This is a genomic window from Embleya australiensis, assembly GCF_051903075.1.
Lineage (GTDB): Bacteria > Actinomycetota > Actinomycetes > Streptomycetales > Streptomycetaceae > Embleya.
In genome coordinates this window covers 2,720,727-2,735,519 of the sequence record NZ_CP182422.1, presented here as the reverse complement: position 1 = coordinate 2,735,519, position 14,793 = coordinate 2,720,727, and the positions used below count along the sequence as shown (strand labels likewise).

The following is a 14,793-nucleotide window of genomic DNA, read 5'->3' as shown; positions in this document are numbered from 1 at the left end:
TGACCCGAACGTGAGCGTCCAGGCGGGCGGCCCGGAGGCCGAGCCCGGGACCCATGAGGTGCCGGGCGCCTCGCAGGCCGAGCCCGGGACCTACGAGGTGCTGCGCGACCGACTGCTCGCCGCCGCCCGCGAACTGGGCGCGCGGGCGCGGGAGTTGAACGAGCGCCGGGTGCGCACCTACGGCGGGGGCGCGCCGGCGCTGACCGGCACCCACCGACTGCACACCGAACGGGCCGTGGTGGCCCGGGACATCGTCCAGGTCGGCGGCCTGCTCCTGGCCGGCTGGAACACCGACGGCGGGTCGGGCGAGGAGGTGGGGCCCGCCGACGTGTTCGCGCTGTACCGGCGCACCCCGGAGGGCTTCGTGGCCGCCCCGACCGACGCCGTCCCGGGCCTGCTCGACGACGCCCGTTTCCGGCAGGACTTCACCGAGCTGTACCGCTACTTCCGGGACACCCGGCTGCTGCAACTGCGCGACACCGGGACGCACCTGCTCGCGGTCTTCCGGGTCGGCGAACGCCTCACCGACATCCGGGTGTTGCGCTGGCGACTGGCCCCCGACGGCACTCCCGCCTACCTCGACGCGCAGGGCGAGCGCGAGCACGTCTTCCCGGACGCGTACGACTTCGCCTGGACCGAGAGCACCCGCGCCGACCACGTCCCGGGCCGGCACCCGCACATCGCGATCGCCGACACGCTGTACCTGGCCACGTCGGGCGGGCGGCTCGTGGTCAAGGTCGAGAACGACACCGAGACCGCCGAGGGCGTCTACGCGGAACCCGTCGACGACCCGCTCCAGTCGTTGGCCGACGCCGAGGTCGCGCACGCCCGGGTCGGACCGCTGCTGCTGGTCCGGGTGCGCCCGTACAACGAGAGCGACCCGCGCCACCTGGTGTACAACACGCGCACCGCCGAGGTGCGCCGCCTCGACGGCATCGCGGCGGCCTGCCGGCGCCTGCCCGACGACCAGGGCATCGTCTTCTCCGGCGGCTATCACCCGAGCACGGGCGGCGCGCGCACCTTCGACATCGACACCACCGACGCCGAGTTCGAGGCGACGGTGCGCTCGCCCAACGGCGAGGACGTGCTGTACGTGTTCCACGCCCGGGCCGAGGGCCGGGTCACGCTGCTGTCCTACAACGTGATCCGCGAGGAGGCCGCCGCGCCGATCGTCGGGCACGGCCGGGCGTTCTTCGCGGACGGCACGATGGCGATCCTGCGGGTCCTCGACCCCGAACCCACCCGCACGCACACCGTCCAGGTGTGGGACACGCCGTACACCTCGGACGCGTACGCGGCGGCGCGCCCGCCGGGCACCGGCCCACTGGCCCGGATCGGCAACCCGGAACTGGTCCGCGGCATCGCCGCCTGCCTCGGGATCGCCGCGATGGCCGAGGAGACGGCGCCCACGACCGCCGTCTTCACCGCGATCACCGCCGCCGCGGCCCGGGTCGAGGACACCCACCACTGGCTCGGCGACCCCGAACTCGGGTCCCTTGCCGCACCCTTGGCCACCGTGCGCGGCGCCGCGGCGGAGGTCGTCGAGGAGTTCCGCCGGGTCCTGGATCTGCGCCGGATCGCCGCCGACACGCTCGCCGAGGCGGTCGCGAGCACCACCGCGCTGACCCGGCGGGTGCGCGGCGAGGTGTCGGACAGCGCCGGCGCCTGCGTCCGGCAGCTCGGCGAACTGCGGCACGCGCAGGGCCGGTTGGCAAGCCTGCGGGACATCCGCTACCTGGACGCGGACGCGCTCGCCGAGGCGGATGCCGCGCTGGTCGCGGCACTGGCCGAGGCGGGCCGGCGGGCGGTGGCGTTCCTGGCCGACGACGACGCCTTCGTGGCCACCCACCGGATCGTCGACGAGCTGACCGCCGAGGCCGCCGCGTCGGCCACCGTGGCCGAGGCGGGCGCGCTGACCGCCCGGATCGAGGAACAGGCCGACGGGCTGCGCGTGGTCACCGAGGTGATCGGCACCCTCGACGGCACCGACGCCGGCGTGCGCACCACGATCCTGACCCGGATCGGCGAGGTCCTGGGCGGGGTCAACCGGGCCCGCGCGACCCTGGACGCGCGCCGCCGCGACCTGCTCGACGCCGAGCAGCGCGCCGAGTTCGCCGCCGAGATGGCGCTGTTGGAGCAGACCGTGGTCGGCGCGCTGGCCGCCGCCGAGACGCCCGAGGAGTGCGACGAACACCTGGCCCGGCTGCTGGCCCGGATCGAGGACCTGGAGGCCGGGTTCGGCGCGCTCGACGAGCACCTGGCCCGGATCGGCGCCGAACGCGAGCGCATCCACGACGCGTTCTCCGCCCGCAAGCAGGCCCGACTCGACGAGCGGGCCCGGCACGGCAGCCGCCTCGCCGACTCCGCACAGCGCGTCCTGACCACCATCGCCCGCCGGATCACCACCCTCGCGAGCATCGACGAGATCAACACCTGGTTCGCCTCCGACGCCCTGGTCGGCAAGGTCCGCTCGACCGCCGGCGAACTGCGCCGCCTCGGCGACCCGGTCCGCGCCGGCGAGTTGGAGGGCCGGCTCACCGCGGCCCGCCAGGAGGCCGTCCGGTCCCTGCGCGACCGGGCCGAGCTGTACGACGCGGCGGGCACCGTACGGCTCGGCCGGCACCGGTTCGCGGTGCACGACGGCCCGATCGAGTTGACCCTGGTCCCGCACGGGGACACCCTCGCGTTCGCGATCACCGGCACCGACTACCGCGAGGTGGTGCGCGAGCCGCTGCCCGCCGCCCATCGGGTCTTCCACGACCAGCCGCTGGGGTCCGAGTCGCCGCAGGTCTACCGGGCCGAATACCTCGCGGCGGTGGTGCTCGCGGAGACCGAGGGCCGCCCGATCGACGCGCTGCCGGCCGACGAACTGCTCGCCGAGGTGCGCCGGATCGCGCTGTCCCGCCCCGGCGAGGGCTACGACCGGGGGGTGCACGATCGGGACGCCGCCGCGCTGCTCGCGGCCGTACTGCGCCTGAGCGCCGGGGCCGGGCTGCTGCGGTTCGCGCCGGAGGTACGGGCCGCGGCCCAGCTGTACTGGGCGCACGGCGTCGCCGCCGACGCCCGGCAACCCTGGACGACCCGGGCCCAGTCGCTCGGCCGGGCCAGGGACACCTTCGGCCCGATCCCCGCCGTCGCCGACCTGGCCGCCGAACTCGGCGAGCGGGCAACCGGGTTCCTGGCCGAGGCGCTGGCCCCGCCCACCGCGCCGGGCACCACGATCGGCGCCTACCTGTTCGAGGAACTCGCCGCCGGCGGCCCGCGCTTCGCCACCGGCGCGGTCGCCCGCACGCTCCTGGCCGGCTTCCGCGCCTCGCTCGGCGGCGACGACGCCCCGGCGGCCAAGGACTTCGCCGAGGACCTGCGTGCCCTCGATGGCGACCTGGCCGCCCGACACCAGCTCGTCGGCGCCTGGCTCGGCGCCTACGCCGCCCGCCTCGACACCGACCCGCCCCCGGAGTTGGCCGAGGCGATCGCCGTCGAGGTGTGCGGGGCGGCGCTGGAGCGACACCACGTCGACGCCCCGACCTCCGCCACCGTCACCGGTCTGCTCGGCGCCCACCCGCGGGTGGCGAGCGGCGGCACGCTGGACCTGCGGCTGGACGAATTCCTGGCACGCACCGACGAGTTCCGCCGCACCCGGGTGCCCGCGTACCGGGCGTACCAGCGTCGGCGCGCCGAACTGCTGGCAGCCGCCCGCGAGCGGCTGCGGCTCGACGCGCACACCCCCCGGGTGATGTCGGCGTTCGTCCGCAACCGGCTGATCGACGAGGTCTACCTGCCGCTGATCGGCGACAACCTGGCCAAACAGCTGGGCGCCGCGGGGCCGGACCGGCGCACGGACAGTCAGGGGCTGCTGCTCCTGCTGTCCCCGCCGGGTTACGGCAAGACCACGCTGATGGAGTACGTCGCCGCCCGACTGGGCCTGCTCTTCGTCCGGATCGACGGCCCCGCGCTCGGCGCGCGCACCACGTCCCTGGACCCGGCCGCCGCGCCGGACGCCGCCGCGCGGCGCGAGGTGGAGAAGATCGGGTTCGCCCTGGAGCTGGGCGCCAACGTGCTGCTGCACGTGGACGACATCCAGCACGTCTCGCCCGAACTGCTGCAGAAATTCGTCTCGTTGTGCGACGCGCAGCGGCGGATCGAGGGCGTGCGCGACGGCGAGTCGCGCAGCTACGACCTGCGCGGGAAACGTTTCGCGGTGTGCATGGCCGGCAACCCGTACACCGAGTCCGGCGCGCGTTTTCGGGTCCCGGACATGCTGGCCAACCGGGCCGACGTGTGGAACCTGGGCGAAGTACTCGGCGGGCGAGAGGAGTTGTTCGCGCTCAGCCACATCGAGAACGCGCTGACCGCCAACCCGGTCCTGGCCCCGATCGCCGGGCGTGACCGGGCCGATCTGGACCTGCTGATCCGGCTGGCCCGGGGTGATGGCACCGCGCGCCCGGATCGACTCGCGCACCCGTACGACGCGACCGAACTGGACCGCATCCTGGCCGTGTTGCGCCGACTGCTGCACGTGGTGGAGACGGTGCTCGCGGCGAACCGGGCCTACATCGCCTCGGCCGCGCAGTCCGAGGCGGCGCGCACCGAACCGCCGTTCCGGTTGCAGGGCTCGTATCGGGACACCAACAAGCTGGCCGAGCGCATCCTGCCGGTCCTGGACGAGGCGGAGGTGGAACGGCTGTTGGACGACCACTACGCGGCGGAGGCGCAGACGCTGACCACCGACGCGGAGGCCAACCTGCTCAAGCTCGCCGAACTGCGCGGCCGGTCGACCCCCGAGCAGCGGGCGCGGTGGGCGGAGGTGAAGCGGGCCTACCTGGCGGCGCGCGGCTGAGCGGAGGCGGACTCCGGCGCGGCCTCGGCGGCCTGCGTCGGCTGCTCCGGGATCCACGCGGCGGTGAGCACGCCGTGTTGGGTCCACCCCAACGTGCGGTACAGCTCCCGCCCGGCGGCGGTGGCGACCAGGACCCCTGTCCGGGCGCCGCGCGCGGCGGCGGCGTCGGCGAGCACGGTCATCACCACGCTGCCCAGGCCGCGCCGGCGGTGCGCGGGGTCGGTGTGGATCTGGTCGGCCACCGCGGTGTCCCCGGTGACCCCGATCCGGCCGTGGGCCGCGACCGCGCCGTCGGCGGCGAGCAGCCGGCCGAAGGTGGTTTCGTCCCGGGTCTCGACCTCGATCGTGTAGCCGGCCGGCGCCGCCACCGGTTGCCGGCGCAGCGGTCCGGTCATCGGGTACTCCGGCTCGCCCACGGTCCACGCGGGGGTGAGCGCGGGCCGTACCCGCTCGACGGGCGCGAGGGTCTTGATCCAGGTGCCGGGCTCGGTCCGGGTCCGGACCACCTCGGCGGGACGCTCCGGGTCGAAGAACACGTAGCGCACCCGATGCCCCGGCAGTCCGACGTCGAGCCGGTACCCGCCGTCCACCGCGACCGGCGCCGGCACCGCCCGAGCCACCGCCCACCCACCGACCCAGGCCCGGATCAGCTCTGCGTCGGACATGACCCGTTCCCGATCGGCGGTGCTCACGACAACTCCCCATACGGCGGCGACACGAACCGATCAAGCTTATTGCAAGGTGTGTGCAACAAGCCTTCGGGTTTCTCGCCGCCGGGACGCTGACGCTTCGTCACACAACGGTAAGCAGGCGATTCGTCCGCCGGCCGGGTCGGAGCGTCAGGATGAGGGGAGGCGGATTTCGAGCGTGAGGTGGGCGTGGTGCGGCGTGCCGGCGAGATCAGGGCCGCGGTGGTCGGCGTGGTGTCGGCCGCGGTCGCGGTGGGGGTGGCCGAGGCGGTCGCGGCGTTCGTCCGGCCGGAGGCCACGCCGTTCGTGACGATCAGCGGGGCGATCACCGACCGGGCACCGACCGGGCCGCGCGAGTGGGCGATCCGTACCTTCGGGACCGGCGACAAGGCGTTCCTGCTGACCGTGATCGCCGTGCTGCTCGCGCTGTTCGCGGCCGGCCTCGGGGTGCTCGCCGCCCGTCGGCTCCGCTACGGCGTCGCCGGGGTCCTGGCGCTCGGTGGCTTCGCCGTGTGGACCGCCGCCGACCGGCCCTCGTACCGCGCCGCCGACCTGGCGCCGACACTGGTCGGCACGCTGTTCGGGGTGCTCGCGCTGGTCCTGCTCACCCGCCCCGACCTGGTCGACCGCCGGCCGCTCGCCCGCCCGCTGCCGGTCGCGCCCGAGGACGACGCGGCCGAACCGGCTCCGGACACCGCGCGCCGCACCGTACTCGTGGTCGGCGCCGCCGCCGCGGCCGCGCTGGCCGGGTTCGGCGGCCGGATGCTCCAGCACGCCCGCTTCAACGCGGAGAAGTCCCGGGCCGGCGTCGCGGGCACGCTGCCCCGGCCGATCAGCGCGGCGGCCCCGGCGGGCCCCGGCTTCGTCGCCCCGTACCTGACCCCGAACGCGGACTTCTACCGGATCGACACCGCGTTCACCGTGCCGCAACTGCGCGCCGAGGACTGGGAACTGCGCATCCACGGCATGGTCGACCGGGAGATCCGGCTGAGCTACGAACAACTGCGGGACCGCTTCCCGATCGAGCGGGACATCACCCTCGCCTGCGTCTCCAACGACGTCGGCGGCGACCTGATCGGCAACGCCCGGTGGCTGGGCACCCCGCTGGCCGACCTGCTGCGCGAGGCGGGCGTGCGGCCCGGCGCCGACCAGATCGTCTCGCGTTCGCCGGACGGGATGACCATCGGCACCCCGTTGCGCGAGGTGATGGACGGGCGCGACGCGATGCTGGCGTACGCGATGAACGGCGAGCCGCTGCCGATCAAGCACGGCTTCCCGGTCCGGATGGTGGTGCCGGGCCTGTACGGGTACGTGTCCGCGTGCAAGTGGATCGTGGACATCGAGGTGACCCGGTTCGCCGCGTTCAGCGCCTACTGGGTCCGGCTCGGCTGGGCCCGCGAGGCCCCGATCAAGACCCAGTCGCGGCTGGACACCCCCCGCGACGCGGCGGTCCTGCGCGCCGGCCCCGTCCCGGTCGCCGGCGTCGCCTGGGCCCAGCACCGGGGCATCACCGCAGTGGAGATCCGGGTCGACGACGGCCCCTGGCAAGCCGCCGAACTCGCCCCGCAGACCACCACCGACACGTGGCGCCAGTACCGGTGGACGTGGGACGCCACTCCGGGCCGGCACACCCTGCGGGTACGCGCCACGGACGGCACCGGCGCGGTCCAGACCGACAAGTCGGCCGACGTGATCCCCGACGGTGCCACCGGCCACCACCACATCGAGGTCACGGTCCGCTGAGCGGTGGACCGAGCCGAGGGCGGGCCGAGCCTCGGGCCCACCAACCCGAGGGCCCGCCGAGCCGAGGCGCACGCCCGGCCCGGCGGCCTCCACCGCCGGGCGGCGCGCCCCTCACTCCTCGATCAGCCCCCAAGCCTTCGCGATCAACTCGTACGACCGGATCCGCGCGTCGTGCCCGTACACGTTGCTGACCACCATCAACTCGTCCACCTGCGTGCGCTCGCGCAACTCCCGCATGCCCGCGCGCACGTCGGCCAGGTCCCCGCTGATGTGCTGCCGCTGGTAGCTCTCCACGAACTCGCGCTCGGCCGGCGTCCACGGATACGCCTCGGCCTCCTCCGGCGACGGGATGCGCCCGGGGTTGCCGCTGCGCAGCTTCAGCATCGACAACGCCTGGGACAACGCGAGCCGCTTGGCCTGCTCCCGGGTGTCGGCCGCGATCACCCCGGCCGCGATCATCGCGTACGGCTCCTTGAGCGACGCCGACGGCTGGAACGACTCGCGGTACAGCTCCAGCGCGGGCAGCGTGTGCTGTCCGCTGAAGTGGTGCGCGAAGGCGAACGGCAGACCCAGGATCCCGGCCAGCTGCGCGCTGTAACCGCTCGACCCGAGCAGCCACACCGGTGCCTCCGCGGTGGCGAACTCGCCGCCCGCCTCGATTCCGGACGCGGGACCCGGCACGGCGTGCATCCGCGCGTACGGGTGCTCCTCGGCGAAGCGCCCGGTGACGAAGCCGATCAGCTCGCCGAGCGCCTGCGGAAACTCGTCCACCGACTCGGCGCCGCCGCCGCGCCGCAGGGCGCGCATGGTGACCTGGTCGGTGCCCGGGGCCCGGCCGATGCCGATGTCGATCCGGCCCGGGTGCAGCGCCTGTAGGGTGCCGAACTGCTCGGCCACCACGAGCGGCGCGTAGTTGGGCAACATCACCCCGCCCGAACCCAGGCGCAGCGTGGTGGTGTGCGCGGCCAGGTGCGCGAGCAGCACTGGCGGGGACGAACTGGCGATGCCGGGCATGTTGTGGTGCTCCGCCACCCAGAACCGATGGAAGCCCCACTGTTCGGTCCGCTTCGCCAACTCGGTACTCGTCCGTAGCGCCTCGGTCGCCGAATATCCCGTCCCGACCGGTGCCAGGTCCAATACCGACAGCTTTACCGCGTCCACTCCGCGTCCCTCTCTCCGGCCCGCTCTCGGCCGTCACTCGGCCCGTTCCCGGCCGCATTCCGGCCCGTGTCCCGCTCCGCCCGCCGCTCCGCACGCAGGCGTATTCGTGCTTTGAGGTGCAACCGCCGTACACCCCGTGCTGTTCCGCCGGCCAGGCGTGCCGGAGAGCACATCGGGCATAAGGAGCAATCGGACCCGACCCACGCACGACCCGAGACCACGAAAGGGATATCGGCGATGACCGAACGCCCCACGACCACGACCGACGCGGGCATCCCCGCCCCGAGCGACGAGTTCTCGCTCTCCGTCGGACCCAACGGTCCGCTGCTGCTCCAGGACCACTACGTCATCCAGAAGATGGCCCAGTTCAATCGAGAGCGGGTGCCGGAGCGGGTGGTGCACGCCAAGGGTGGCGGTGCCCACGGCGTGTTTCGGGTCACCCAGGACGTGAGCCGGTTCACCAAGGCGGATCTGTTCCAGCCGGGTCGCGAGACCCCGATGTTCATCCGCTTCTCCACGGTCGCCGGCGAACTCGGCTTCCCGGACACCGTGCGCGACCCGCGCGGATTCGCGATCAAGTTCTACACCCGGCACGGGAACTACGACCTGGTCGGCAACAACACGCCGATCTTCTTCATCCGGGATCCGAGCAAGTTCTCCGACTTCATCCACTCGCAGAAGCGCCGTTCGGACACCCACCTGCACGATCACGACATGCAGTGGGACTTCTGGACGCTCTCGCCGGAGTCGGCGCACCAGGTGATGTTCCTGATGTCCGACCGGGGCACCCCGAAGACGTGGCGCAACATGCACGGCTTCGGCAGCCACACCTTCATGTGGGTGAACGCGGGCGGGGAGAAGTTCTGGATCAAGTACCACTTCCTGACCGACCAGGGCATCGAGAACTTCACCGACGCCGAGGCCGCCGCCATGGCCGGCGAGGACCGCGACTTCCACCTGCGCGACCTGCGCGAGGCGATCGCCCGCGGCGACCACCCGTCGTGGACGCTGCACGTCCAGGTGATGCCGTTCGAGGCGGCGGCCGACTACCGCTTCAACCCGTTCGACCTGACCAAGGTGTGGCCGCACGGCGACTACCCGCTGATCGAGGTCGGCCGGATGACGTTGAACCGCAACCCGGCGGACTACTTCGCCGAGGTCGAGCAGGCCTCGTTCGAACCGGCCAACCTGGTCCCGGGCATCGGCGCCAGCCCGGACAAGATGCTCCAGGGCCGGCTGTTCAGCTACCCGGACACGCACCGCTACCGGATCGGGCCGAACTACCTCCAGCTGCCGATCAACCGGCCGATCGTGCCCGTGCACTCCTACAACAAGGACGGCGCGATGCGGTACGAGAACTACGGCGACCCGGTGTACGCGCCGAACAGCCGCGGCGGACCGGTCGCCGACCCGGCTCCGTACGAGGACGAGAACTACGAGGTCGCCGGCGAGATCGTGCGCTCGGCCTACCGGCCGCACGCCGAGGACGACGACTTCGGCCAGCCGGGCACGCTGTACCGCAAGGTGATGTCCGAGACCGACCGGGAGCACCTGGTCGGCAACATCGTCGGTCACATGAAGAGCGACGGTCCGGTGACCGCCGAGGTGTTGCCCCGGGTGATCGAATACTGGACGAAGGTCGACCCGGACCTGGGCGCGCGCGTCGCGAAGAAGTACAACGGCGGCTGACGCACCCCGCCGACGGCCCGGCGGCGCCGCTCAGGCGCCGCTGGGCCGCCACACCGATCCGGAGCCGACCGGGACCAGGCCCAGGCCCTGCTGGCCGCCGACCTGGTCGCCAAGCCCGAGGGCGGCCCCGTTGCGGGCCACGAAGACCACGCCGGAACCGCTGGGCTGCGGCTTCCACATCTGGTTCTCGGCCCGCCCGCAGTCGTCCTGGTAGGCGCGCGGCTCCCGGCCGCCGGACACCTCCAGGCACTTGCGCGAGAGCGCCGACTCGAGTCGGACGAAGCCGCCGCCCGCGTCGCGGACCACCCACTGCTGGTTGGCCTTGCCCGGTCCCACCGGGTACGCGATCACCGCGGCCCGATCCCGGTCGCTGGCGCCCATCACGTCCATCGCCCGACCGTCCGGCAGCAGCAGCACGTAGCGCCCGCCCGCGGCCAACGGCGGTTTGGCGGACGCGGTCTTGGACGGCGTCGGCGACGCCGAGGTGGGCGGGGCGGTGGTCGGCGGCGCGGAGCTGATCTGCCCGGCGGTCACCGCCGTCGGCGAGGGCGACGTGGTCGGCCCCGGCGAGGTCGCCGCGGCATGCGAGGAACCCCCGTCGCCACCGTCGAACACGCCGACCAGGCCGCCGGCCAGGAAGCCCGCCAAGGCGACCGCGCACAGCGCCGCTATCCAGATCCGACGTCGCGGCATCTGTCCCTCTCCTCGTGGCCGGTCTTCCCGCGGATCGGGACATCCTGGCAGAAGAGTTCACCCCAAGGGGTGAATCGGCCGGTGTGGGCCGCCGGATGGTGAACGGACTCACCATCCGGCGTGCGGAGGACGCCGCGGTCGATCCGCCGGATCGGTCGGCGTCGGGGCGGGGTGGAGCGGGCTAGAGGTACAGGCCGGTGGCCTCGCCGGAGACCTCGATGCGTTCGGCGGCGACCGCGTGCAGGTCGCGTTCGCGCAGCAGTACGTACGGGACCCCGCGCACCTCGACCTCGGCGCGCTCCTCGGGGTCGTACAGGACACGATCGCCCGGCTCGACGGTGCGGACGTTCTGGCCGACCGCGACCACCTCGGCCCACGCCAGCCGCTTGCCGACCTGCGCGGTCGCGGGGATCAGGATGCCGCCGCCGGAGCGGCGCTCACCCTCCGCCGCGTCCTGGCGGACCAGGACACGGTCGTGCAGCATGCGGATGGGCAGCTTCTCGCCGAGGTCGTGGGCGGTGTTGTTGCTCGAAGACTGGGACCTGTCGGAACTCACGCTTCGACAAGCTACCCGTCCGAGGCCGAACGTGCGTCACCGGGAGGTGTGATGTCCCGATCCGCTTCGGCCCGGAATCGGTCCCGGATCGGTTTCGACCCGGAAACGGCCCCGAATCGGCCTCGGCCGAGCCGCACGCGGTCGGGCCGGGCGTCGGCCCGACCGGCGTGCCGCGGCGGTCAGCGCTTCTTGGCGGCCTTGGCCTTCTTCGCCGCGGCCTTGTCGCGGCCCCGGCTCTTGACCAGGACGACCAGCAGGACCAGCCCGGCCACGCCGCCCGCGAGCGGCACGATGTGCTCCATGCGCGGTGCGCCGGTGTCGCTGTCGATGAACTGCGCCCGTACCTTGTCCTTCGCGCGGGCCGCGACGTTGGCCGGCTTCACCCGGTCGACGATCTCGTCCAGGGTCACCGCCAGGTTGGCCCGGGCCTCCTCGATCTCCCGTTCGATCTGCTGGGGCGTACGCCGGTCGGGGGCACCGTTCACATCGTGGCCGGCGGACTTGCCGTCCCCGTGCCCGGCGTTCGAAACGTCAGCCTTGTGTGCACCGTTCACCGACTCCACCCGACTCCGCTCAGCGTGTGCCGTCACCGGACGGCCCAATGCCGCCCGGCCTTGCCGCTCCAACTCCGCCGGAGACAGTTCCCGCCCGTGGTCGCTCACAACCCGTCCTCCCCGGCTCCTGCGCTCGTATGTCGCCCAAGTCTGTCAGTTACCTCCCCGGCCCCGGGTCAACCGGGTCCCGTGGCGTGCGTCGGCGCGCTGCGGGCGGCTACGCCGGGACCGAGGACGGGTCGAAACCGTAGGGCAGTTCGAGTCGGTGGGCGGCCATCAGGTCGCGGTCCAGGAGCAGGTCGCGGGTGTCCCCGTCGGCGACCACCACGCCGCCCGCGAGCACCGCCGAACGTGGACACAGCTCCAACGCGTAGGGCAGGTCGTGGGTCACCATCAGCACCGTGACGTCGAGCGAACGGAGCACGTCGGCCAATTCGCGTCGGCTCGCCGGGTCCAGATTCGACGACGGCTCGTCCAGGACCAGGATCTCCGGCTCCATCGCCAGCACCGTGGCCACCGCGACCCGGCGGCGCTGGCCGTAGCTGAGGTGGTGTGGCGGCCGGTCGACGAAGTCGGCCATGCCCACCCGGTCGAGCGCGTGCCGCACCCGCTCCTCCAGCGCGGCGCCGCGCAGGCCGAGGTTGGCCGGGCCGAACGCGACGTCCTCCCGGACGGTGGGCATGAACAGCTGGTCGTCCGGGTCCTGGAAGACGATGCCGACCCGGCGGCGGATCTCGCGCAGGTGCTCCGTGGCCACGGGCAGTCCGGCCACCTCGACGGTGCCGGCGCCGGCGGTCAGGATTCCGTTCAGGTGCAGGACGAGGGTGGTCTTGCCGGCGCCGTTGGGGCCGAGCAGGGCGACCCGTTCGCCGCGGGCGATGGTCAGGTCGACGCCGAACAGGGCCTGGTGGCCGTCCGGGTAGGCGTAGGCGAGGCCGCGGACGGCGAGGGAGGGGGGCGGGGACTCACTCACGTGGGGTACTCCGTTCTCGGGTCGCGCGGTGTCGCGGATCCCGCGATTGTCCGATCACGCGCGAGGTCACCGGAGCAGCGCCCCCGCCCACACCGCGAACGCCGCCGCGGGCAGCGTCGCGGCGGCGGCCCACTGGGCGGCGCCGGCCCGGGTGTCCACGAGGATCGGCATGGTCCCGGTGTACCCGCGGCTGAGCATCGCCAGGTGCACCCGCTCGCCGCGCTCGTAGGAGCGGATGAACAGCGCGCCGGCCGACTTGGCCACCGTCGGGGTCTGGCGCAGGTCGCGCGCGACGAAGCCGCGAGATTCGCGGGCGATCCGCATCCGACCCATCTCGGCGGTGATCACCGAGCCGTAGCGCAGCATGAACGACATGATCTGCACGAGCAGCGCCGGCATGCGCAACTTCTGCAGGCCGAGCAGCAGGGCGCGCAGTTCGGTGGTGGCCGCCAGCAGCACGCCGGCGACGACCCCGAGGGTGCCCTTGGCGAGCACGTTCCAGGCGCCGAGCAGGCCGTCGTGGCTGACCGTCAGGCCCAGCACCTCGACCGTCGGGCCGTCGGCCACGAAGGGCAGGAGCAGCGCGAAGAGCACGAACGGGGTCTCCACCAGCATGCGGCGCAGCACGAAGCCGGCCGGGACGCGGGCGAGGGCGGCGACGACCGCGAGCAGCGCCGCGTACGCGCCGAAGGCCCAGTAGGCCTCGCGCGGGGTGGACACCGTCGCCAGGACGAAGCCGATCAGCGCGAGCAGCTTGCAGTGCGGCGGCAGTCGATGCACGGGTGAGTCGCCCGGGCGGAAGAGCCGGTGTTCGGGTCCGCCGGCCATGTCAGCTGCCGCTGCCCGAGTCGACGGCGTCGCGGGCGGGCCGCGCCGGGGCGGCGTCGACCGGACGGCGTCGGACCAGCCAGAACACGCCGGTGCCGACGGCGAGGGTGGCCGCGACGCCGATCACGCCGGCCAGGCCGCCGGACAGGCGTTCGTTGTGCACACCCTTGACGTTGTAGTCGGCCAGCGGGCCGTCCTTGAGTTGGTGGTCCTGCTCCTTGGCGTCGATGCCCTTGTCGGCGGACACCTTCTCCAGGCCGTCCGGGCTCTGGCTGGCGTAGTAGCTGACGAATCCGGCCAGGACCAGGGCGAGCACGGCCCCGGCGATCAGCAGGGTGCGGGTACGGACGCGGGTCATCGGGTCTCCCCAGCCGAGCGCAGTTCGAGGGGACGCGCCAGGCCGCGCGCGCCGTGGACGAGGTCGGGCCGCACCGCCAGCACGCTGGAGACGGTGGCGGCGGTGATGATCGCCTCGCCGATGCCGATCAGCACGTGCACGCCGATCATCGCGCCGGCCACCTTGCCGATGGACACGTCGGTGGTGCCGCCGATCGCGTAGAAGAGGGTGAACACGCAGGCGGCGGCGGGCACCGAGACCAGCGCGCCGACGAACGCGGCGATCGGCACGGACGAGTGCCGGGCGGGCAGCAGGCCGAGGGCGAGGCGGTACAGGCCGTAGCCGACCACGACCGTCACGACGCCCATGATGGTGATGTTCAGGCCGAGCGCGGTCAGTCCGCCGTCGGCGAAGAACAGGCCCTGCATCAGCAGTACGACCGCCACGCACAACACGCCGGTGTACGGGCCGACCAGGATCGCGGCGAGCGTGCCGCCGAGCAGATGGCCGCTGGTGCCGCCCGCGACGGGGAAGTTGAGCATCTGGACGGCGAAGACGAAGGCCGCGACCAGGCCGGCGAGCGGCGCGGTGCGCTCGTCCAGCTCGCGGCGTGCGCCGCGCAGGCCGACGGCGACGCCGGCGACCGCGATCACGCCGGCGCCCGCGGATACGGGGCCGTCGATGAAGCCGTTGGGTATGTGCATGTGGCCCCTCCCGAAATGCCGGATTC

Annotated in this window: 10 protein-coding genes and 1 pseudogene; 3 read left to right on the top strand and 8 right to left on the bottom strand. The window is 73.3% G+C overall.

The genetic code is table 11. The annotated features are described in order from the left end of the window. Window positions 1–10: 10 nt before the first annotated feature. On the top strand, window positions 11–4,840 hold the full coding sequence (locus ACMXN5_RS11535) for a DNA repair ATPase (protein WP_439675189.1): 4,830 nt from the start codon (window positions 11–13) through the stop codon (window positions 4,838–4,840). On the opposite strand, the gene ACMXN5_RS11530 is transcribed toward ACMXN5_RS11535, so the two are convergent. Further along, window positions 4,819–5,532 carry a GNAT family N-acetyltransferase gene (locus ACMXN5_RS11530; protein ID WP_439675188.1) on the bottom strand — a complete coding sequence of 238 codons (714 nt, stop codon included), beginning with the start codon at window positions 5,530–5,532 and terminating at the stop codon, window positions 4,819–4,821. The two genes, ACMXN5_RS11535 and ACMXN5_RS11530, sit on opposite strands and share 22 nt — an antisense overlap. A gap of 189 nt (window positions 5,533–5,721) precedes the next feature. Between ACMXN5_RS11530 and ACMXN5_RS11525 the strand changes: the two genes are divergently transcribed. Next, entirely contained in the window at window positions 5,722–7,272 is a 1,551-nt protein-coding gene (locus tag ACMXN5_RS11525) for a molybdopterin-dependent oxidoreductase (RefSeq protein WP_439675187.1), read from the top strand. A gap of 111 nt (window positions 7,273–7,383) precedes the next feature. On the opposite strand, the gene ACMXN5_RS11520 is transcribed toward ACMXN5_RS11525, so the two are convergent. Beyond that, entirely contained in the window at window positions 7,384–8,433 is a 1,050-nt protein-coding gene (locus tag ACMXN5_RS11520; RefSeq protein ID WP_439675186.1) for an LLM class flavin-dependent oxidoreductase, read from the bottom strand. Between the two features lie 237 nt (window positions 8,434–8,670). Between ACMXN5_RS11520 and ACMXN5_RS11515 the strand changes: the two genes are divergently transcribed. Next, window positions 8,671–10,122 (top strand): catalase, encoded by a 1,452-nt coding sequence (locus ACMXN5_RS11515; RefSeq protein WP_395789809.1) that lies wholly within the window; start codon window positions 8,671–8,673, stop codon window positions 10,120–10,122. Between the two features lie 30 nt (window positions 10,123–10,152). Here ACMXN5_RS11515 and ACMXN5_RS11510 read toward each other — a convergent pair whose 3' ends face one another. From ACMXN5_RS11510 to ACMXN5_RS11485, 6 genes and pseudogenes are all read right to left on the bottom strand, one after another. Then, entirely contained in the window at window positions 10,153–10,815 is a 663-nt protein-coding gene (locus ACMXN5_RS11510; protein ID WP_439675185.1) for an RICIN domain-containing protein, read from the bottom strand. A 181-nt stretch (window positions 10,816–10,996) separates the two neighbouring features. After that, a complete protein-coding gene (locus ACMXN5_RS11505) occupies window positions 10,997–11,299 on the bottom strand; it encodes a GroES family chaperonin (RefSeq protein WP_052173837.1) in 303 nt (100 codons plus the stop codon). Window positions 11,300–11,550: 251 nt separating this feature from the next. Continuing rightward, complete coding sequence (locus ACMXN5_RS11500; protein WP_439675184.1) at window positions 11,551–11,925, bottom strand: DUF3618 domain-containing protein; 375 nt, start codon at window positions 11,923–11,925, stop codon at window positions 11,551–11,553. A gap of 217 nt (window positions 11,926–12,142) precedes the next feature. Next, on the bottom strand, window positions 12,143–12,898 hold the full coding sequence (locus ACMXN5_RS11495; protein ID WP_439675183.1) for an energy-coupling factor ABC transporter ATP-binding protein: 756 nt from the start codon (window positions 12,896–12,898) through the stop codon (window positions 12,143–12,145). A gap of 66 nt (window positions 12,899–12,964) precedes the next feature. Beyond that, the gene (gene cbiQ, locus ACMXN5_RS11490; protein WP_439675182.1) at window positions 12,965–13,726 is read right to left on the bottom strand and encodes a cobalt ECF transporter T component CbiQ; all 762 of its coding nucleotides are present in this window, start codon (window positions 13,724–13,726) and stop codon (window positions 12,965–12,967) included. A 1-nt stretch (window position 13,727) separates the two neighbouring features. Next, window positions 13,728–14,767: pseudogene (locus ACMXN5_RS11485) on the bottom strand (energy-coupling factor ABC transporter permease). Window positions 14,768–14,793: the final 26 nt, after the last annotated feature.

Coding starts and splice junctions, on each gene's coding strand:
- ACMXN5_RS11515 (WP_395789809.1), top strand. CDS start 8,671: ATGACCGAACGCCCCACGACCACGACCGACGCGGGCATCCCCGCCCCG.
- ACMXN5_RS11510 (WP_439675185.1), bottom strand. CDS start 10,815: ATGCCGCGACGTCGGATCTGGATAGCGGCGCTGTGCGCGGTCGCCTTG.
- ACMXN5_RS11505 (WP_052173837.1), bottom strand. CDS start 11,299: ATGCTGCACGACCGTGTCCTGGTCCGCCAGGACGCGGCGGAGGGTGAG.
- cbiQ (WP_439675182.1), bottom strand. CDS start 13,726: ATGGCCGGCGGACCCGAACACCGGCTCTTCCGCCCGGGCGACTCACCC.